At 35.2% G+C, this 19,343-nt stretch carries 15 protein-coding genes and 4 pseudogenes; 1 reads left to right on the forward strand and 18 read right to left on the reverse strand.

The genetic code is table 11. The features are described from left to right. Nucleotides 1-16: 16 nt before the first annotated feature. From HMPREF2818_RS09495 to rsmD, 11 genes are all read right to left on the reverse strand, one after another. On the reverse strand, nucleotides 17-583 hold the full coding sequence (locus HMPREF2818_RS09495; RefSeq protein ID WP_000925630.1) for an aminodeoxychorismate/anthranilate synthase component II: 567 nt from the start codon (nucleotides 581-583) through the stop codon (nucleotides 17-19). 127 nt (nucleotides 584-710) lie between these two features. Beyond that, nucleotides 711-2,450, reverse strand: coding sequence for an ABC transporter ATP-binding protein (locus tag HMPREF2818_RS09500; protein WP_000841526.1), 1,740 nt, complete (start codon nucleotides 2,448-2,450; stop codon nucleotides 711-713). Next, on the reverse strand, nucleotides 2,440-4,185 hold the full coding sequence (locus HMPREF2818_RS09505) for an ABC transporter ATP-binding protein (protein ID WP_000022468.1): 1,746 nt from the start codon (nucleotides 4,183-4,185) through the stop codon (nucleotides 2,440-2,442). Before HMPREF2818_RS09505 ends, HMPREF2818_RS09500 begins: the two co-directional genes overlap by 11 nt. A 195-nt stretch (nucleotides 4,186-4,380) precedes the next feature. Next, on the reverse strand, nucleotides 4,381-4,896 hold the full coding sequence (locus HMPREF2818_RS09510; protein WP_000919807.1) for a VanZ family protein: 516 nt from the start codon (nucleotides 4,894-4,896) through the stop codon (nucleotides 4,381-4,383). Continuing rightward, nucleotides 4,896-6,002, reverse strand: a complete 1,107-nt coding sequence (gene rlmN, locus HMPREF2818_RS09515; protein WP_000039435.1) for a dual-specificity RNA methyltransferase RlmN — start codon at nucleotides 6,000-6,002, stop codon at nucleotides 4,896-4,898. The genes HMPREF2818_RS09510 and rlmN overlap by 1 nt, the downstream gene beginning before the upstream one ends. A 50-nt stretch (nucleotides 6,003-6,052) precedes the next feature. Then, nucleotides 6,053-6,631, reverse strand: coding sequence for a YutD family protein (locus HMPREF2818_RS09520; protein WP_001224500.1), 579 nt, complete (start codon nucleotides 6,629-6,631; stop codon nucleotides 6,053-6,055). Between the two features lie 68 nt (nucleotides 6,632-6,699). After that, nucleotides 6,700-8,034: a bifunctional metallophosphatase/5'-nucleotidase gene (locus HMPREF2818_RS09525; RefSeq protein WP_000137519.1), complete on the reverse strand. Its 1,335-nt coding sequence runs from the start codon at nucleotides 8,032-8,034 to the stop codon at nucleotides 6,700-6,702. 74 nt (nucleotides 8,035-8,108) lie between these two features. Next, on the reverse strand, nucleotides 8,109-9,182 hold the full coding sequence (locus HMPREF2818_RS09530; RefSeq protein WP_000790651.1) for a SepM family pheromone-processing serine protease: 1,074 nt from the start codon (nucleotides 9,180-9,182) through the stop codon (nucleotides 8,109-8,111). Next, the gene (gene coaD / locus HMPREF2818_RS09535) at nucleotides 9,172-9,657 is read right to left on the reverse strand and encodes a pantetheine-phosphate adenylyltransferase (protein ID WP_000161892.1); all 486 of its coding nucleotides are present in this window, start codon (nucleotides 9,655-9,657) and stop codon (nucleotides 9,172-9,174) included. Before coaD ends, HMPREF2818_RS09530 begins: the two co-directional genes overlap by 11 nt. After that, nucleotides 9,654-9,944: a hypothetical protein gene (locus HMPREF2818_RS09540; RefSeq protein WP_000384889.1), complete on the reverse strand. Its 291-nt coding sequence runs from the start codon at nucleotides 9,942-9,944 to the stop codon at nucleotides 9,654-9,656. Before HMPREF2818_RS09540 ends, coaD begins: the two co-directional genes overlap by 4 nt. An 11-nt stretch (nucleotides 9,945-9,955) precedes the next feature. After that, the gene (gene rsmD / locus HMPREF2818_RS09545) at nucleotides 9,956-10,495 is read right to left on the reverse strand and encodes a 16S rRNA (guanine(966)-N(2))-methyltransferase RsmD (protein WP_001266830.1); all 540 of its coding nucleotides are present in this window, start codon (nucleotides 10,493-10,495) and stop codon (nucleotides 9,956-9,958) included. Between the two features lie 130 nt (nucleotides 10,496-10,625). On the opposite strand from rsmD, the gene HMPREF2818_RS09550 reads away from it, so the two are divergent. Further along, nucleotides 10,626-11,075, forward strand: a complete 450-nt coding sequence (locus HMPREF2818_RS09550) for a DUF6568 family protein (RefSeq protein WP_000592261.1) — start codon at nucleotides 10,626-10,628, stop codon at nucleotides 11,073-11,075. A 44-nt stretch (nucleotides 11,076-11,119) separates the two neighbouring features. Here HMPREF2818_RS09550 and asnA read toward each other — a convergent pair whose 3' ends face one another. The 7 genes and pseudogenes from asnA to HMPREF2818_RS09585 form a co-directional block, all read right to left on the reverse strand. Then, on the reverse strand, nucleotides 11,120-12,112 hold the full coding sequence (gene asnA, locus HMPREF2818_RS09555; RefSeq protein ID WP_000748014.1) for an aspartate--ammonia ligase: 993 nt from the start codon (nucleotides 12,110-12,112) through the stop codon (nucleotides 11,120-11,122). Between the two features lie 114 nt (nucleotides 12,113-12,226). Continuing rightward, nucleotides 12,227-13,291: an MmcQ/YjbR family DNA-binding protein gene (locus HMPREF2818_RS09560; protein WP_000021305.1), complete on the reverse strand. Its 1,065-nt coding sequence runs from the start codon at nucleotides 13,289-13,291 to the stop codon at nucleotides 12,227-12,229. Between the two features lie 159 nt (nucleotides 13,292-13,450). After that, entirely contained in the window at nucleotides 13,451-14,353 is a 903-nt protein-coding gene (locus HMPREF2818_RS09565) for a magnesium transporter CorA family protein (RefSeq protein WP_000254758.1), read from the reverse strand. Between the two features lie 160 nt (nucleotides 14,354-14,513). Continuing rightward, nucleotides 14,514-15,101, reverse strand: a pseudogene (locus HMPREF2818_RS09570) (Gfo/Idh/MocA family oxidoreductase); the annotation flags it as partial. Then, nucleotides 15,083-15,810 (reverse strand): annotated as a pseudogene (cas5c, locus tag HMPREF2818_RS09575) (type I-C CRISPR-associated protein Cas5c). The pseudogenes HMPREF2818_RS09570 and cas5c, both read right to left, overlap by 19 nt. 132 nt (nucleotides 15,811-15,942) lie before the next feature. Continuing rightward, nucleotides 15,943-18,365 (reverse strand): annotated as a pseudogene (cas3, locus tag HMPREF2818_RS09580) (CRISPR-associated helicase Cas3'). Nucleotides 18,366-18,398: 33 nt separating this feature from the next. Beyond that, nucleotides 18,399-19,185: pseudogene (locus HMPREF2818_RS09585) on the reverse strand (Fic family protein). Nucleotides 19,186-19,343: the final 158 nt, after the last annotated feature.

A 19,343-nucleotide genomic window follows, 5' to 3' on the forward strand; every position in this document is an offset into this window, starting at 1 on the left:
CCTACACTAACACATTTTAGTCATTAATTAACGTCAAAAAGTTTTCAATCATTTTCATTCCATCAATACTCCCGATTGACTCAGGATGAAACTGCATCGCATATACCTTTAAGCTGGGGCAATGGAATGCCATGATTTCATTATCCTCATTTGATCGTGCAATAATAGCAATATTCTCTGGTAAATCAGTCACTACCAATGAGTGATAACGCATAACTTGGGTTGGACTATCAATTCCCTTAAACAAACTAGTATGGTCGTTTATTGTTACCCAACTTTGTTTACCATGCATAACGTGATTTGCTAAATTTAATCGCCCACCCAAGCACTCAGCAAGCGCTTGATGCCCCAAACAGATACCTAGAATAGGTTTCTGTCCTATAAACTGATTGATTAATTCTAATATTTTCCCAGCATCCTTTGGGTGTCCTGGTCCAGGTGATAAGACGATAGCTTCTGCGCTCTCAGCTAATAAAAAAAGGTTAGGATCATCATTTTTTATGACGAATATTTCTTTATAGACACTTAAATATTGCTTTAAATTATAGGTAAAAGAATCATAATTATCTACCAATAGTAACATTTTATAGACCTTTCCTTGTACTTTGACCTCATTATACACTAATTGTAAAATATAAAAAAGGCTCAGAGGAATAACTATTCCAACCTCTAAGCCTCACAGATTATGCCTTTTGAATAGCCTAAATTTTCTAGACCTCCATCATGCCGGCTTGTAATTGGTACATACGATAATAAGTCCCTTTTTGGTCTAATAAAGACTCGTGATTCCCACTTTCAATTATCTTTCCTCTATCAAGAACATAGATACAATTAGCATCTTGAATGGTTGATAAGCGGTGAGCAATGGCAATTGTTGTTCGACCTTGACGCATTTTTGCTAACGAATCTTGTACAATCTGCTCTGTTTCCGAATCAATATTTGCTGTCGCCTCATCTAAGATTAAAATTTTAGGTTTACTAGCCACAGTTCTGGCAAACGCTAATAGTTGGCGTTGTCCAGTTGAAAAACTTGACCCACGTTCTGAAACAGCTGAATCGTACTTATCTGGCAACTTCTGAATAAATTGATCAGCATCAACAAACTCTGCTGCGTCCTGTACCTCTTGATCGGTGATGTCTTGGTACATTTTGATATTAGATTTAATAGTGCCATGATATAAAAAGGGGTCTTGTAAGACGAGTCCAATATTCTTTCGCAATTGTTCTTGTGAGTAATCCCTAATATCCTTCCCATCTAATAAAACTTGTCCAGATTGAAATTCGTAAAACCTCATAAAGACATTAATAATAGATGATTTTCCAGAACCTGTCGCTCCTACAAAAGCAATAGTTTCACCTTTTTTAACACTAAAAGAAACATTATCAAGGATTTGTTTTTTTCCATCATATGAGAATGATACATTTTTAAATTCGATATTTCCTTCTCTCACAAAAGCTTCTGTATTTTTTTGGCTTGGTTCAAAACCTGTTTCATCAATCAGATCAAACACACGCCCTGCTGATACCATTGATGTTTGTAAGGTTGAAAAATTTTGCGTTACTTCAATTAAAGGGTCAAATAGACGATTAACGTACTGAATAAAAGCATACATTAATCCTGCCGTAAGACCTCCTTTAACTCCTGTAAATCCAAAATAAGACATAAGAACAGCATATGCTAGGAGTTTTAAAAGAGACATCGCCGGTCTTAAGAAGAGACTATCAAGAGCCATAGAACGATTGGCATACACAACATGCTCTTTGTTAATTTCCTCAAATTCAGTCTTCAAGCGCTCTTCTTGACCAAAAGCCTGTACAATGCGAATTCCTTCAATACTTTCTGATAATTTACTGTTGATATCACTAAGTAAACTTCTCGTTTTAGCAATGACAGTGACTGATTTTTTCCGATAGACATTCACTAATATAAAGATAACAGGTAACAAAAGAGCGACGAGTCCTGTTAGTTTAATGTCTAGCATCAACATAGTGTACAGAGTAACTGTAAAAATAAATATCGCCGAGATAAAACTTGATAAAATACCCGAAAACATATCAGATATTGCTTCAGTATCATTAGTAATACGTGACACAATAGATCCTGCCGGTGTCCTATCAAAATAAGACATGCCTAGCCTTTCCATATTAGCAAAAGCATCTCTACGAATATCTCTAACAATACTATAAGAAACACGCGCAAAAAAGAGATTCCCAAAATATTGAATTAAGGTCTGCAAGACATACATTGAATAATATCCCACTAAAATAAGAACTGCTGTTTGATTAACATTTGTCAGATAGTGATCAATAAAATGTGAAGCAATTAAAGGAATAATATTTTTAACAACAGTCGTCAACAATAAGAGAGATAGAGCTAATACTGTAAACCATTTATAAGGGCGTAAATAGGAGATTAATCTCTTAAAGACTTGCCATTGATTAGACTTCATCAAATGCTTCCTCCATTTCTAATTGCTGTGAGGCATACGTTTCAGCATACCAACCACCTTTATTTAGCAACTCTTGATGTTGACCTCGCTCAATGACTCTGCCGTCTCGCATAACTAAGATAAGGTCTGCGTGCACAACAGCTGATAAACGATGTGCTGAAATAATAGTCGATTTCCCTTGACGATTCGTTTTAAGATTCTCAACAATAGCATGTTCCGTTTTAGCGTCCACTGCTGATAGAGAATCATCCAAAATAAGAATATCTGGATCTAAAATCATGGCACGACTCATCGCAATCCTTTGTTTTTGTCCACCAGATAATGAGACTCCTTTTTCTCCAATTAGAGTCTCAAATCCTGCTGGCATCTGTTCAATGTCATCGTAAACATGTGCCAATTTAGTTGCTTCTTTGACAGCATTGATAGATAGAGTTGGATTTCCAAAGCGAACATTTTCTAAAATACTGGTAGCAAATAAAAACTGATCTTGAGGAATATAACCGATTAGTTGACGTAACTCAGACAATCGATAATCACGTATATCATGTTTATTTAAAGTAATTTTCCCCTGAGTCACATCATGTTCACGTAGCAATAACTTAATAAGACTTGTCTTCCCTGATCCCGTTTGACCTACCAAACCTAAGGTTTGACCTTTTTCTAAGGTGAAATGAATATCGGCTAAGGTTTCCTCATTGTCGTATCTAAAGAAATCAATATCATATCTTAATGTTCCATTGACAACAGGTTTGATAGGATTTAAAGGATCAGTTATATCCGATTCTTGCTCAAGTAGACTATTAATACGGTTATAAGAAACACTACCACGCTGTACCATATTGAACAAGAAACCAATCGCCATCAAGGGCCATACCAACATATCTAAATATGTCACAAATGTTACCAAGTCACCAACAGTAACTTGACCTTTTGAAATCATAAAAGCTCCCATAGCCAATGTTAATACGTAGGAGGCACCTATAAAAAGAAGAACTAAAGGATCAAACATGACATCATAAGTCATGGTCCGCATGTTCTTCACGAAAGTCATCTGATTAATCTCTTGAAAAGAAGCAATTTCTTGTTCTTGATAACCAAATGATTTAGTCACTTTGACGCCAGAGACACTTTCTTGCACTTTATTATTTAATTCTGAAAAGGCTGCCTGAGATTCTTTGAAGGTTTCATGGGTTTTTCGCCCCAATTTACTAGTTGCTAAGGCCATTAAGGGCAAAGGGATAACCGCAATTAATGTCATTTGCCACGAAATAGTAAAGAACATGGTGATAAGCGTTACTAATGCTGTGATAGAGGCATCCACTGCTGACATAACTCCTCCTCCTGCAAGACGTGTTAGAGAATTGATGTCGTTGGTCGCGTGCGCCATTAAATCACCTGTACGATATTTCTGATAAAAAGAAGGAGACATTTTTGTAAAATGTTCAAATAAACGGTATCTGACAACTTGGCCTAATTTGTAAGAAGTCCCTAAAATATACATACGCCAAATATAACGCAGCCCATACATAGCTAAAGCTGACAAAACCAAACCTAATAAATTCCATAGTAATTGTGGTCTTGTTAATTTTCCAGTTGTAATAGCATCAATAACTGATCCCATGATTTTAGGAGGGATAAGATTTAACACTGCAACCAAACTTAATGACAAAATCCCAATAAGATAGCGCTTCTTTTCTTCCTTAAAAAACCACCACAAATTTTTTATAATAGACATATTTTTCCTTTCTCAAAGGTTGAAAAACATCATAATTAAGTCAGAAGACCAAATCAATCAGAAGACATAAAAAGTGTTTTAAAATTCTCATTTAACAACTCTCTATTATGCCTCTATAAGCTTACTTTCGTCAACTAAAGTGATCCTTTTTAAATAGTAAAAGGCTTGAACAATATCATAGCCTTTACATTATTTTCATTTTCTAATAGTTAGAAGCCAACCTTTTATGTTTCGATAACTCCATAGGGCGAAAGGACCGCCTAAGGTATTTGTCCATAGATCGTCGATTTCAAAAACCCGATTAGCATCTATTAAAATATCTAAAACAACTTGAGTACACTCTATGAAAAGAGACATCAAGAAAGCAAGTAATATAACGCTTTTATATTTCCGTAAACTTGGCTTTAGGGATAGTAACCCTATAATGAGAGGAAACAGCAGTAAAATATTCACTACATTTTGACCAATAACCCAAAAAATCTCTTTAAAGCTAGTTAGCTGATCTAAACTACGAAAAGAATTAAATGGTACTAAAAGAGCTACAATTCTTCCGAAGCGCTGAACATTCGGAGTTGATACCCCCTCAATCATAATTTGAGGCCCAAAACACATCCTGACAATAATAAGACAATAGATAACCACTAACATCCAAACGAAACGACGACTAATCTTTGTCAATTCCCCATCTTCAGTAAGTAATCTTTTAAGCATTACCGCCCTACCTTCGCTTTTTGACGATCGCGTTTCATTGTGTTTGAACGTAATTGTCCGCAAGCTGCATCAATGTCCGTACCATGTTCTTGACGAACAACACAATTAACTCCATTTTTCTTCAAAACGTCATAGAAAGCTTCCACACGCTCTTTAGGACTACGACTATACTGGTCATGTTCTGAGACAGGATTGTAAGGAATTAAATTGACATAAGATAATTTGCGAATCTTTTTCGTTAAATCTGCTAACTCTTGAGCATTTTCTGGGGTATCGTTGACACCATTTAACATAATATACTCAAATGTTACACGACGGTTAGTCGTCTCAATATAATATTCAATAGCCGCAAACAACTTTTCAAGAGGGAAAGAACGATTAATACGCATGATACTTGATCGTAATTCATTATTTGGAGCATGAAGAGATACTGCTAAGTTAACTTGTACACCTTCATTTGCAAATTCACGAATTTTATGTGCTAAACCTGAAGTAGACACTGTAATGTGACGTGCACCAATAGCTAATCCATTATCATCATTAACTGTACGCAAGAATTTTAATACATTGGTATAGTTATCAAAGGGTTCACCTATTCCCATGACCACAATGTGACTAACGCGCTCACCTTGTCCACGTTCATCAAAATATTTTTGAACAAGCATAATTTGAGCAGTGATTTCGCCATTGTTAAGATCACGTTGTTTCTTTATTAAACCACTTGCACAGAAAGTGCAACCAATGTTACAACCAACTTGAGTCGTTACACATACTGATAAACCATAATATTGACGCATCAAAACCGTCTCAATCAGCATGCCATCAGGTAATTCAAAAAGGTATTTAACAGTTCCATCAGCAGATTCTTGAACAATACGTTGTTTTAGAGGATTGACAACAAAATTCTCATTCAAAAGTGCAATAAAATCTTTGGAAATGTTAGTCATTTCATCGAAGCTTTGCACACGCTTTTTATAGAGCCAGTCCCAGATTTGTGAAGCACGGAATTTCTTTTCTCCATGTTCAATAGCCCAAGCTATTAGTTCATCGCGAGTTAAGCTATAAATAGAGGGTTTATAGTCGGGTGTATCAGTTTTTTTAGACATAATATTTTCTTTCTTCATGGTGGAATAAACGATTACAGTTTATCCTTTTCTTATTTTTTCTTACGAATAACAAAATGCTGCTTTGCAGAGGTCATTTCCTTATCTTGCTCTTCTTTAATATGACGTTCTTGACGGCGTTTTGTGTCTTTACGCTTTTTACTTGTAAAATGAGCATTGGCATTTGACTGGGAACGATTATTTCTAGTTTGTGACTTTGATGATTGTGATTTGGATCTTGACTTACGACGCTTATGAGGTCTTTCATCATCAAATTTAATATCTCTAGGATTTGGATTCTCCAACACAAAATAAGCACAACCAAAGTTACAATACTCTTTAATATAATCTTCTAAACGTGAAATCCGGCTATTTTTTCTAATCGTACTAGCATCTTTGTAAAAGCCTCTTAGCCTCAACTGCTCGTTACCCCAATCGCCAACGATAAAATCATATTTTAATAAAATCTCAGAAAAACGTTGTCCAAAGACAGTCACATCAAAAGCTGATTTTTCATTAATAACAAGTTGAAATTCAATATCATCACTTTTAACGATATTTTCAAAGTGAATAAACTGTGGGCCAGGATACTTATTATAGTTAAGCATCTCTGGTGTCACTTCTTTTCGCATAATACTCCTTTCTCTAAAATCATTGAGAGAAACGACTAGCTTCTACTCTTTATTTATCTATTTTTCATTTATAGTGTCATATTTATTAAATAATCTGCTACCACATCTCTGAGTAATTCAGGAAAAAGCAAGTCTACTTTTTTTGTTTTTAAACACTCAAAATACGATGCAAAATAATACTGATCAACGATTACAAGAATCACTTCTTCTTTGGCATCAATATCTTTCTCATTATACACTATTTTTCCATTTTTGTAATCAAATCCCGAATGTAAAACTTCTCCAAAGTACTTGCCACGAAAGCCCATACCATGAATCTTTTGTTGCGCTAAAAATTGACCTTGTTGATAAATAGTTTCATAAATCTCTAAAAGTTCTTGACTACTCACTGTCAATTTAGCGAGACGCATTTGATGAGGTAATGATTCATGCAGATTTTTCCTCGAAAAGTCTTTTTCAAATGGCTGAACAATTAAGCCAGAATTGATAATAGCAACATCTGCACCTGCGTAAAACAGCATCGCATCCATGACTAGTTGACACGATTCTTCTAATGATAATGGTGCTGGAAAGGATATTAAACTTTCTTTTCTAAGCTGTTCTTTACCTTCTGACTCAATCTCCTTAGCCCAGTCACTGTCCGAAGGATAACCAGTTAGTTGTTTTGTATCATATGTTGAGATTAAAATATCTTTTAGTGTATGATTATCAAAAGTTATATCAATACTCCCAACAAAGCGACCATATTTACCAGCTGCTGCAAGATATGTACCGGTAATTAGCTCCCCTTCCTCAAATAAATGGTGTGTATGTGCACCTATAATAAGGTCAATTTCTGAAAATTCTTGAGCAATCCTTGTATCAAAACGAATACCTAAATGACTCATCAAAATACGACAATTTGCCTCTTTTATCTCATTTATTTGTAAATGGCATTTAAGACAGTCAATTGGATCTTCTATCGTCCACCCATTAGGTTCATAGGTTTTATAATAAGGAAAAGTATAAGCTAAAAAAGCAAGCTTAGTTCCTTGCTGTGTCTCATAAATAATGTAAGGTTTTGCCCAACTCGGTTCGATTATGTTATCTTTTAGATTACCAACAATAACCGTAAAATCTGAATCTTTGTAGACTTGGTCCAAGTCTTTTTTGGATAAACCAACTCCTTCATTATTACCAATAGTAGCAAGCTCAATACCCAGTTCATTCATCAATTGGACATTAGCCTTGCCCGAGCTTGCTTCTGTCAAAGGATGGCTTTTATCAATATTATCCCCCAAGTCAAGTGAAATCGTCTCTATTGGCTGCGCTTGATTGTCATGAAAAAATCGTTTTACCTTAGGAAAATTCTCAAAATGAGAGTGCAGATCATTTAAATGTAGTATTCTTATAAGCTCTGTCATACTATCATTTTAGCACTTTGATAGTTAAATGTCGCAAAACAAAAAAGCCGAGCAGACGCCCGAACTCTTTGAGTTTATTTTGTTTTTTTCAAATAATCAATAGCTTGCTGAACATTTTGAACTGGTACAATTTTCATCTTCGTACCTAATCGCTTAGCTGCTGCTTTTGCCTCTTGATAATTCGTCTGAACCTTTGTTTTGCCTTTTTTAGCATTTTTATCGATCGGATTATTAGGAACAAAGAAAATATCCATTCCTTTTTTAGCCGCTGAAACAACTTTCAAACCTGCTCCACCAATATCGCCAACATGCCCATTTTGCTCAATAGTACCAGTACCTGCAATCTTACGTCCTTTACGTAAATCTTCTTTAACCAATTGGTCGTAAATCGCTAAAGTAAACATTAAACCTGCACTTGGTCCTCCAACACCTTCAGTATTAAAGTCCACAGGAACATCAGATGATACTTCTGTATGGTCTGTCAAACCGATACCAATACCATTTTTACCGTTTGATAGTTTAATAACTTTACCAACCGATTCTTTCTTTTTACCTTGACTTGTGTATTGTACCTTTACTTTATCACCTAGATGAAGAGCTGCAACATATTTGATAAGTTGAGAAGAATTTTTGAAACTTTTGCCATTAACTCCTGTGACTGTATCAGCTAAATGTAATCTATCTTTAAATGTCGAATTTTTAGCTAAGTTAAGCACATAAACTCCTTTATAAGTAAGAGATACTTGCTTATTAGCTAACTTTAAAGCTTGATAGACGGACTCATTTTGAGAAGTCTCCATGTAGAATTGATTAATTCTGAGATAATCGTCATTACTAAAGCCACCTGTTGTCTCCTCTTTACTAGATAATTCTGTAAAAGGAGTTAACCAAGCATAAAGAACCTGAGCTGGCGTTGCTTGACTGACAGAAACCGCTACAAAATTGTACGAACCCTTAGCTTTATCAGCCTTTTTATTCACTTTCAATACCGAACGGATATCATAAGCTCCACCTGGCATTTCCAAATAATAAGGTAGCCTCACCACAAGGCTTGCTAATACTAACAATAAAAAAGCAAAACCTATAATCCACCATTTAAGCAGACCTAGTAAACTTTTATGTTTTCTTTTTGGATCTTTATTCTTCACTCATTTTCTCCACTTCTCTAACAACACTCTTTGGAACAAAAGGCTTCACAGAAGCCTTAAAATGTATCAATTCACGGATGCGACTAGATGATATCGGACTCAAAGATGGCGACGTTGATAAATAAACTGTCTCAATATCATCTGCCAACTGTTTATTAAAAAACTCCAAATTGGCTTCATAATCAAAATCCTGGCTATTACGCAGACCTCGAACAAAATATTTTGCTCCCACTTCCCTTGCTAAGTCAACAGCTAGTCTATCTTGCGCCACTAAAACTGAAACATTCTTAAACTGACGGATAGCTTCTTCTAACATTTTTTTACGGCACTCAATCGAAAAGTAACCTTGCTTCTCAAGGTTATAAAATAACCCAATGTAAACATGATCAAATAGATAGCTGGCGCGCTCAATAATATCTAAATGTCCATTAGTAACAGGATCAAATGAACCTGTAAATAAAGCTTTCTTTGTCATTCGTCGTCATCTCCACAATAATACAACCATAAAAAGACTACCACAGGAATCAGGCGAACAATGTCTATTGCCTCAAAACCGTTAGCTATCCAATTGATAAGATTTGGCAAAAAAGTAATCATTGCCATTAATAGATACAATGGATTTTTTGTTCTTGATAATGAACAAACTCCTTCATCATTTTTGAAGTGATAATGTTTTAGCAACTCTTCTAAATAGTGAAGGCGCAACAACAAATAAATCAATATGACTAAGATGAGAATAATCATCACTAACTTGTAATCCATACCAAAGCCTCCTAACGAACGTAGACCGTTACTTTAGAAATGCCATAAATTTTCTGTTTCCATATCCCAAAAGAAGCAATTTCTTCAGGTAAATCAACTGATTTGTCCGTTTCACAAACAATCATGATATCATCGCCTAATAAACCCTTGCTATCCATGATTTGGATTTGCTTTACAATTTCTTCCTTAGCATATGGCGGGTCCAACAAGACCAAATCAAATTGTCCCGTTAATTGTTCTAAAGCACGGTTGGCTTCCATTTTTAATAATTGAAATTGCTCCGGACTCTTAGTCATTGCAATATTTTCTTGAATAACGACCTGCGCACGCCTGTCTTTTTCAACTAGGACAGCTTGGTCCATTCCCCTTGAGATCGCCTCAATAGCTAAGCTACCACTGCCAGAAAAAAGGTCTAAAACACGACCACCTTCAAAAAAAGGACCAATCATATTAAAAATAGCGCCTTTAACCTTGTCAGTTGTTGGACGAGTTGTTTTTCCATCAAGCGTTTTTAAAGGACGCCCTCCAAATGTTCCTGCTACTACTCTCATAACCACTATTATAACAAAAAATAAGGTAGAGTTATCAAAAAAATTGCTTATAACAAACAGAGAAGATAGTACCTCTTTTCCTTCTTTTTTGATATGATAAGCTAGCAGTAAGAGAAACGAGGTTCCCATAATGATTAAAAAATTATTATTAAGTTTAATAGCCATATTATGCCTTACAACGCTAAAATCAAACTTAAGTAGCGCTGACACCATGACTATTTCTCAACAACAATACCAACACATGATAACAAATAGTGACTTAATCGCCATCACAGATAAGGCGTTAGTAAGCAAAAGTCAACAATCTGAAGCGACTATTTTTATAGGACGTCAAACTTGCCAATATTGTAGAGCTTTCTTACCAAAATTATTAAAATCTAAAGCCACACTTCATTCAAAAATTTACTACCTTGATAGTCAAAAATACAAAGGGAAACGATTGAAGAGTTTTTTCAAAAAGCATCATATTACCACTGTTCCAAATTTAGCACATTATCAACGAGGAAAAATGACTAAATATCTTGTTCAAGGAAGCCAAGCTACACCTCAACAAATCCAAACTTTCTTAAGCCAAAAATAAACTTATTGTTAAAATCAGCCAAACAAAACTGCTTGGCTGATTTTTTATAATATATTTTCAAAGGTGTCTCTGACTTCTTTTGGCCAGACACTTGACTGTACTTCTCCAATATGTTTTTTACGAAGCAAGAACATAGCTAATCGTGATTGACCAATTCCCCCACCAATAGTCAAAGGGAAGAAACCACGTAATAGCATCTTATGCCACTCAAACTCTAAACGACCTTCATCACCGGTGAGAACAACTTGACGTTTAAGAGCATCTTCATCAACTCGAATTCCCATTGATGATAGTTCAAAGGCAGTTCCAAGCTGTTCGTTCCATACTAAAATATCACCATTGAGACCTTTAAAACCATTTTCTGATGGTGTTGTCCAGTCATCATAGTCCGGTGCACGACCATCATGTGGTTTACCATCTGCTAACTCTCCACCAATACCAATCAAAAAGACTGCGCCATACTCCTTAGCGATGGCATTTTCACGCTCTTTAGGGCTTAAGTCTGGATATTTTTCTACCAATTCTTCTGTATGAATAAAGGTAATACGCTTTGGTAAAATGGATTCAATATCAAAACGAGCTTCCACGGCAAGCTCTGTTAGGCGGATAGCTTTGTAGATTTTTTCCACAGTTTCTTTTAGGTAGTCCAAATTACGTCTACCATCAGGAATGACCTTCTCCCAGTCCCACTGATCTACGTAAACTGAGTGTGTTGGATCAAGAGAATCTTCATCTGGACGAAGAGCTTTCATATGAACGAAAAGACCTTCTCCCTCATTAAACCCAAATCTTGCCAAAGTATGACGTTTCCATTTAGCCAATGAGTGAACGACTTCAAATTCAGCTTCAGGTATATTAAGGACTTTCACCGATACAGGATGTTCAATACCAGATAAATTATCTTGCATACCATCCCCGACCTGACTAAGAATAGGTCCTTGCACTTCGACGATTTCTAACTTATCAATCAAATATTGTGTAAAAGTATTTTTGACAAAAGAAATCTCCTGTTGCTGATGAATAAAGCTTTTCTTCATATGTTCCTCCTTAAATTATAAAATGTTAGAGCTATTATACTCCTTCAAGTAACAAAATGGAAGAGGAATTGTAGAATTATTCTGACTTTTTTACAAGTTTTTTTCTGAAAGTCATTACTCTAGAATTGTTTTTGCCATGACTTGTCGCAATTCCTTGGTCATTCGCCGTGGTCCTCTCACAGTCTTAACGCCGTGTTCTGCTAAAAATGCCACAGGATAGGTAGAATCTTCAAATTGCCTTATCAGTTTGAGTCGCATATAAGCTTTGACATCTCTTGCTCCTAAGTAAGTACTTGTTTTAAGGTCACGTTCTATTACTTGACAGACATAGCGCAAAGCACGAATAGGTGCTGTAATATAAATAAACACATAATCTCCCACCGCAATCTTTCCTTTTTGAGTCCAATCAATCAATTGATGCTCTGCAAACTCCTTATCAATATCGTAAAATTTAGGATTAGCAGGAATAATCCAAAACTCTGGCTCAGAATTTGATTTTTTATTGGGAGAAACAAGCTTACGACTATCTGATACCAATTTAAAAATTTCTATATCAGACAAAGTATTGTCTAAAACGATAGATACCCAAGTCTTTTTAGACATATGATAAGAAGGATAAATACCTTCTTTTTGTAAGAGTATTTCCATATCTTGAGGATTGACTTTAATATTCAAAACTTCAACCTCATCTTCTGACAGTTGAGCTGGAACATTTTCTAGTTTCCCCATCTTCAATGGAAAAAGCAGAGCATACCATTTACCTGATACACGATAGGAAGCATATTGTGGGTGCTTCGCAAATGGATAATCAACTGAATCTTCAAAAGTTTTAGCTATCTTCTCCGCTAAACGATTACTTTGATCTTTGGTAAATAATAAGTCCTTACAACAAGAATCTGAAATATCACCTAATATAGCCATATAAGCCGATCGTACTTCGCCAACAAACGAACCATTATAATTTGCTGCTCGAAGCGGTAAATATTCTTCTTCAAGTGCCGAATCAATAACCTTACCAGCTATCTTTCCATCCAATGAAATCGTGATAATAGCTTTAAAGTCATTATCCATAAATGTTTGACAATAGATATACTCTTGGTCAGATTTGATAAATCCAAACTCCTCAAGCGATGAAAAAATAAAACGTTTTTTCCGGAAAAAATCTGATTCTATTGACATAGTAACCTCTCTATTCACTGTACATTATCCTCTATTATGTCGTTTTAAGAGTTAGAAAGCAAGCTCAAAGTCAAAGATGAATTCTAGTTTCTTTGTACAAAAAAAGCATGTTGCCATGCTTAAAACTAAACTAATTGATATCACCCTCTTATTAATTCTCTATTTATGTTTGGGATGATTATCCTCTTTATGGACATAAATGTACATAACAATAGAGAGCATAATAGTAATGATAGTCGTAATTAAATTAATCAATACCCAGACAGCATCAACACTGTCAAAAGGCAACTTAACATTCATTCCATAAAAGCTGGTAACCATAGCAATAATGGAAATACCAATGGAAATAATTGTTAAGGTAGTTACATTGTCGTTAAGGTTATTGCTGAGGACATTATTATAAGAAGAAGAAAGTTCTTGGAAAACCTGTGAATTTAAGGAACACATGTTAGATAATTGTCTTGCTTCAATAATAGCATCTTGAAGTTGTATCTTTTCATTTCTAGTATTCTCTTTATCTTGCTCAATGTTTTGTAAATCGGTCAGCATTTCAAAATTTTGCTTAGTTCCCATCATCAAGTGTACAGTTCCACTTTGTAAATTTGCCAGCCTTGCCAAGTTCGATTTGTTTGGTCTTTTACGCAAATCATTGATTAGTTTATCTCTTTCTTCAGAAATAGTATCTAAAACATCAAAATATTGCTTTGAGAAAACAGTCACTAATGATAATAAGAGGTGTTTCGGCGAATCTACCTTTTCAACGCGATTAAGTGCTTTTTTTACAAGGTTAATATTTTTATGATTAGCTAATACAAACAAGCCATCTTCTTTCAAAAATAGAGTCACTGGTATCACTCTCGGCACATGACGAACATCATCAACGTGACCTTGCGTATCCAAAAGCTGGTAAACAAGTGTCAAATGCTCCTCAATATCACGTACGAAAGAAGACTCATTTTCATCACGTGCATAAGCCAGCAATTCTGAAGGTAAAAATCTCTCCTCTTGCAAGGATAGTTCGTCAACATTAATTATCTCAAATCCAAAATCGCTCGAAACCATAGAAGCACCTCACTCTAAACTTGTCTACATTATGAAACAAAAATCGAGAAAAAACAAGTAGAAAACCCTTTTAAATCTAATTAACCTTATGAGAGCAAAACAAAAAAGGACTACTAAAATAACATCTAGTACTCCTTATTAATATGCTAGATAGCCAGCATCATTTCCCCCATGAACGGTATAAGTCTTCTATAATCTTAACACCTGACAGCGTCAACTGAGGCGTCATGATATGACTTACCCTTTGCCCTTCTAAAATCATTTGACTAACATGATAAGCTTCTTTCTCAAAATCACTAACCATGTCAACTTGAATCGTTTGCGCACTAGTATCATTTCTCACCAATTTTGCATGAGTAGTTTTCCAAAAATGTGGAATGATTAGACGACCTTCAGTTCCATAAATAATCATTTCATGCGGTAAATTTAAACGTGTTGTCAAGAAGATATCTACGAGGACCCCATTTGATAATTGCAAGAGTAGTTTGGATTGACTATCGCTTTGACCTTTTGGAAAAGTCGCAGTCCCACTAGCATGAGTTATAGTCGCATCAAATAGATATTGTAAATAAGACAGGGCATAGGGCGCCATAAAATGCACTGTTCCTCCACCTAACTCAAGTTCTCTAAACCATGTTACATGGTCAATGTTTGGGTAGGCTGTTGTAGATGAGATGGAGATCACTTCTCCTATTTCACCAGAGGCAAGTAATTTTTTAATCACTTGTGTCATCGGAATAAATACCGAATAGCATCATACTCCATGTATTCATCGTTAACCGATTTTATCTCCCCTGGCACTTTAAAAACATAACTAGAAAGTGTGTTAACAATATCACAATCAGACTGTGTTTTAAAGGTAATGACTCCATTTTCCATCACAGTCTTTGTAAAGTATGATTTCAATGGTGTCTTTTTGTCTTTCGGATAGGCAAAGGAATGGAACATGATTCCCAAGTCGATATTGACACCATTATAATACGACACAGCAGCCTCATACTCTTCTTGGCTAATATCATCTACAAGACCTACACTCTCTCTTGTACCCAAAAACACATCACGACGTCCACCTTTACGAATAGAACGCTCCATAATGGCTTCATGTTTAGCTGGAAGTCTGTCTGAGTTCAAATCTTTTCTATCTTCATTCCAAATAAAATGAAATTTGATTAGATAAACAACATCACTCAAATAGGATACATAACTTAAATCTGCACTATAATCATGTAACAGAGCCCTGACACCCTGTAATTCGGTTTGAATCTGGTTAATAACCTTAACCTCTGTGACAATATTAGTAAAGGTCGGCTTATAATAGATGGCATCAACTATACCATTCAGCGCCTGTCTAGTTGGAACCGAATAGGATGCACGTTCCAATCCCCTTTTGTGGCTGGATTTGTAAAAAGGGCTCGCTGACCACTTACTCTCACGTAGAAGTCTCTAGATCTGTACAAGATATTTTCCTCCTTTTGTTTTTTTATAATCTAATTTTATTAAATAGTCTAAATTGATAATAATTATTAATGATGATTGGCAGGTTAACAAGATCCTCTACCGACTTTTTGTTAATCTGCTTTCGTTTTGAGTTAGAAGTAAAAGCTAGCTGAATCGTATTTAACTCCTCTTTCCGTGTCATAATACTCCGACGTCAAAACCAGAATCTGACCATTTAGATAAGATTTTGTTGCCTCAAGGAGAGGATCGTTCTCGCGGACATTAACCGTAAAAGGTTGTAACTCTTTTAGTAATGATTTTATCGTTTGATAATCTTCTGCTGATAAAAAATGTGACGTACCTAATTCTTCTAAATAAGCCAATTTTTTCTCAGCATCGCCATAAGGTACGAGAATTCCTATCATATCATTATTGATGAGGTTCATTTTGGCTCCTGCTGTTTTAAAAGCTTGTTTTAACTTACCTTTGAACTTTTTATTTGCCGTCTGATAAGTATTAAGGCTTAAATAGTCGTAGATTGATATGTTGTCTTCCAAAGGATAATCCATCAGCCCTTGATTATTGGCATAATAATACTCAAAAAAGTCACGGTTTAAAGTTGAGATATTGATTGGAGACCCAATCTTATAAAGAATAGATTCTGTGGCTTCTTTTTTAGCTTTTATTTCTGTCAGCCTAGAAATATTTTCCTCTTCATTGGTCAGATTGACAAGAGTGACCTGACCTTTATCTCGTTTGCCTTCTCGATTACATCGTCCAGCAGCCTGAACAATAGAATCAATCCCTGAATAGGAACGAATGACACAATGAAAGTCAACATCTACACCTGCTTCTATTAATTGTGTGCTAATACAAATAATAGGGGTATTATTTTGTAACTCCGTTTTGATCTTAGCGACCAAGTCAAGCCTATGCTGCGCACACATATTCGTCGAAAGCTGATAGATCGGTCTATCAGTCATGTCTTTGAGCATAGTATAGCAGTTATGAACCGTTTTTTTCGTGTTAAAAATAGCAAGAACTGAGTTTTCCTCTCCTAAAATAAGATTAATAACATCAGTCAAGTAAACTTTCTGATCACTATCATCAAATTTTCTAAGCTCTGTCCTTGAAAAAATCTGTTTTTCTTCAATCGTTAACTCAACTATTTCAGCTAATTCTCCCAAATTCCCTCCATAACAGATACGATGGTCAATCTCTGAAGAATCATAAGCAGGTTGTGTTGCTGTACAAAGAACGATGGTTGTATCCATAACTTTATTAAAAAAATTCATCGTTAAATTAAACAAAGTGGTGACTTCAATAGGCAGTGACTGAACTTCATCTAGAATCACAACACTATTAATCAAACTTGAAAAACGTCTCAAATTAGCCGATTTTGTTTTAAAAAGCGTTTGGAAAAATTTAACCATAGAAGTCAAGACTACTTGACTGTCCCAGCTATCAATAAGATAAGCTGACAATAAACTGTCCTTGTCATCATCTTCATTAGCCTGTTTAACCATATTGGAATGGTGTTCTAAAACGCCAAGGTCACCCGTAACTTTTCTAATTTCGGAAGCATTTTGCTCAAGAACCGAAAGAAAGGGCGTTATGTAAAAAAATCTTGATTTGTCTTGATGAACTAATTGGTGAAACGCATAGCGCATACTAAGATTAGTCTTGCCAGATCCTGTCGGTAAATCTAAGCGATAGATCCCTTTGGAATCCCGTTTACCTCTTTCTTTAACACGCTCAGCAATTTCTGTCCGAATAGTATTCAACTGATTGTTTGGTCGTCCAAAGCTAGCATATTTTTGTTCAATGGCTGCTAAATAAGAATGTTTTAGAGAGGATCGCTCTGTTTTATCCATAGGACTTATTTTAAGACCATAGGCATTTACTGTGTCCAAAATATCAGCGTTTTTTAAGAGCGACAAGTAAAGTCTCACCATACAAGACTGATAATAATCCCACTCACTATTATCTTGCCAGTTTAAGGAAGACATAGCTTGTTGGTAATTATCAAAAGCTTTATCAATAAGCTCCCCTAAATCTTTGTAGCCGTAATCACACAATTTTTCTTCTAATTTTATAGCATACCCTTTAATATCTTCGTGATAGTGATAATCATCTAAGTCTCTGCTGATACGTTTTTTAAATTTATTAAAGCTATAATATTCAGCATCGTCAGAACAGTAGCAAAAATCATACATCCCATGATGAGCCGAGATAACATAACCCACCATTTCATTTAATGTCATTCTCTCATCTTTATTAACCCCTCAGCTTTTTAGATGAGGCCCAATAATAGAGCATAAGTATTTTGCCCCTGCATAAGAATGATCAACATGTCGATTTGGATTATTTAATAATTTATTTTGAAAGGCTCGATCAGCTTTGCCTAGATAGTGGTATAGATCAATTAAAAAAGCACATCTCCTTGACCAATTATAGATGCTTCCTGTCGACTAAAACAGGCCACATGCCATAAGTGCTCATCTAAAGACTGCTTTTTTTCAGATTCTTGTTCTATTTTCTTTTGATAATGTGCCAACGTTTCCTTAGTCATCATCAACCTCTCTCTCTCATCCATAACTCATATCCCTCAATGATATACTAACATTTTTGAAAGGAATTGTAAACGGATACAATTCTTTGTAGTTTCAAAAAATAAGTTTAAGTATTTACTATTTTGGGATAAGATTTTGGCAATTATCAAGAACTAAGGCGTCACGTAAATAGAGAACACTTTCATGAAATGGCTGATTATCAATAGTGAAACTAGATTCTCTTAGATACTTATTTAGAAAAAACGTTACTGTCCTGGTATTTCCTTCATGGAAGGGATGGATTTGCCAAATACTAAAAATAAAACTTTGGATGTGAGAAATCATTTCTTCTTTAGCCAAGCCTTGATAAGAGAATTGCTTCTCTGGTTGAAAATCATAGTCAAGTGTTGTTTGAATCATGGTATAGTCTGAATAGATAACGGTAGCTCCAAAAAGAACTGGCTCATCTTTGGTAATATTCGTTTTTCTAAATTTCCCAACCGGAATCAATTGGTCAAAAACACCCGTAAATAGTTCTTTGTGAGTGGACAATATGGTTGCCGGACTGAATGAAAAACCAGTACGTGATAATAGGTTGACTATTCGTAAGGCAACCAAATCAGCTTCTTTAGTTGAGGCACCTACCGTCTCATGGTAATGAGTGATTTCTTCTAAAACTTCCATATAAGAATAGTCCCCACATTTCTGTTTCTCTGCCAAAGCAACCACATAGAATGAGGGAACTAATCCATCAACTTTTTGCAGATCAAAACCAGTCTGCCAAAGGTCTCTTTTCGTTTCATATGGTAGATTGGGACTATCAATGTTGTAAGTTGTTTGCATAGAATCCCCCTAAAAGAGACATTGTTACGATAATTGTTGGGAACAATAGAGTTAGCAAGTAGAAATAACAATGATTGATTTTTACCATAAGTCAACAAAAATCGCTCTAATATTATGACTTTAAAGTTAATTCAGTCAAAATCTTTTCAATACGAGAA

Source organism: Streptococcus sp. HMSC076H09, from assembly GCF_001811765.1.
Lineage (GTDB): Bacteria > Bacillota > Bacilli > Lactobacillales > Streptococcaceae > Streptococcus > Streptococcus agalactiae.

Excerpts from the sequence above, each read along its gene's own strand:
- HMPREF2818_RS09495 (WP_000925630.1), bottom strand. The coding sequence starts at position 583 with ATGTTACTATTGGTAGATAATTATGATTCTTTTACCTATAATTTAAAG.
- HMPREF2818_RS09505 (WP_000022468.1), bottom strand. The coding sequence starts at position 4,185 with ATGTCTATTATAAAAAATTTGTGGTGGTTTTTTAAGGAAGAAAAGAAG.
- HMPREF2818_RS09550 (WP_000592261.1), top strand. The coding sequence starts at position 10,626 with ATGATTAAAAAATTATTATTAAGTTTAATAGCCATATTATGCCTTACA.
- coaD (WP_000161892.1), bottom strand. The coding sequence starts at position 9,657 with ATGACAAAGAAAGCTTTATTTACAGGTTCATTTGATCCTGTTACTAAT.
- HMPREF2818_RS09540 (WP_000384889.1), bottom strand. The coding sequence starts at position 9,944 with ATGGATTACAAGTTAGTGATGATTATTCTCATCTTAGTCATATTGATT.
- HMPREF2818_RS09500 (WP_000841526.1), bottom strand. The coding sequence starts at position 2,450 with ATGAAGTCTAATCAATGGCAAGTCTTTAAGAGATTAATCTCCTATTTA.
- HMPREF2818_RS09510 (WP_000919807.1), bottom strand. The coding sequence starts at position 4,896 with ATGCTTAAAAGATTACTTACTGAAGATGGGGAATTGACAAAGATTAGT.
- HMPREF2818_RS09565 (WP_000254758.1), bottom strand. The coding sequence starts at position 14,353 with ATGGTTTCGAGCGATTTTGGATTTGAGATAATTAATGTTGACGAACTA.
- HMPREF2818_RS09525 (WP_000137519.1), bottom strand. The coding sequence starts at position 8,034 with ATGACAGAGCTTATAAGAATACTACATTTAAATGATCTGCACTCTCAT.
- HMPREF2818_RS09560 (WP_000021305.1), bottom strand. The coding sequence starts at position 13,291 with ATGTCAATAGAATCAGATTTTTTCCGGAAAAAACGTTTTATTTTTTCA.
- asnA (WP_000748014.1), bottom strand. The coding sequence starts at position 12,112 with ATGAAGAAAAGCTTTATTCATCAGCAACAGGAGATTTCTTTTGTCAAA.
- rlmN (WP_000039435.1), bottom strand. The coding sequence starts at position 6,002 with ATGTCTAAAAAAACTGATACACCCGACTATAAACCCTCTATTTATAGC.
- HMPREF2818_RS09520 (WP_001224500.1), bottom strand. The coding sequence starts at position 6,631 with ATGCGAAAAGAAGTGACACCAGAGATGCTTAACTATAATAAGTATCCT.
- rsmD (WP_001266830.1), bottom strand. The coding sequence starts at position 10,495 with ATGAGAGTAGTAGCAGGAACATTTGGAGGGCGTCCTTTAAAAACGCTT.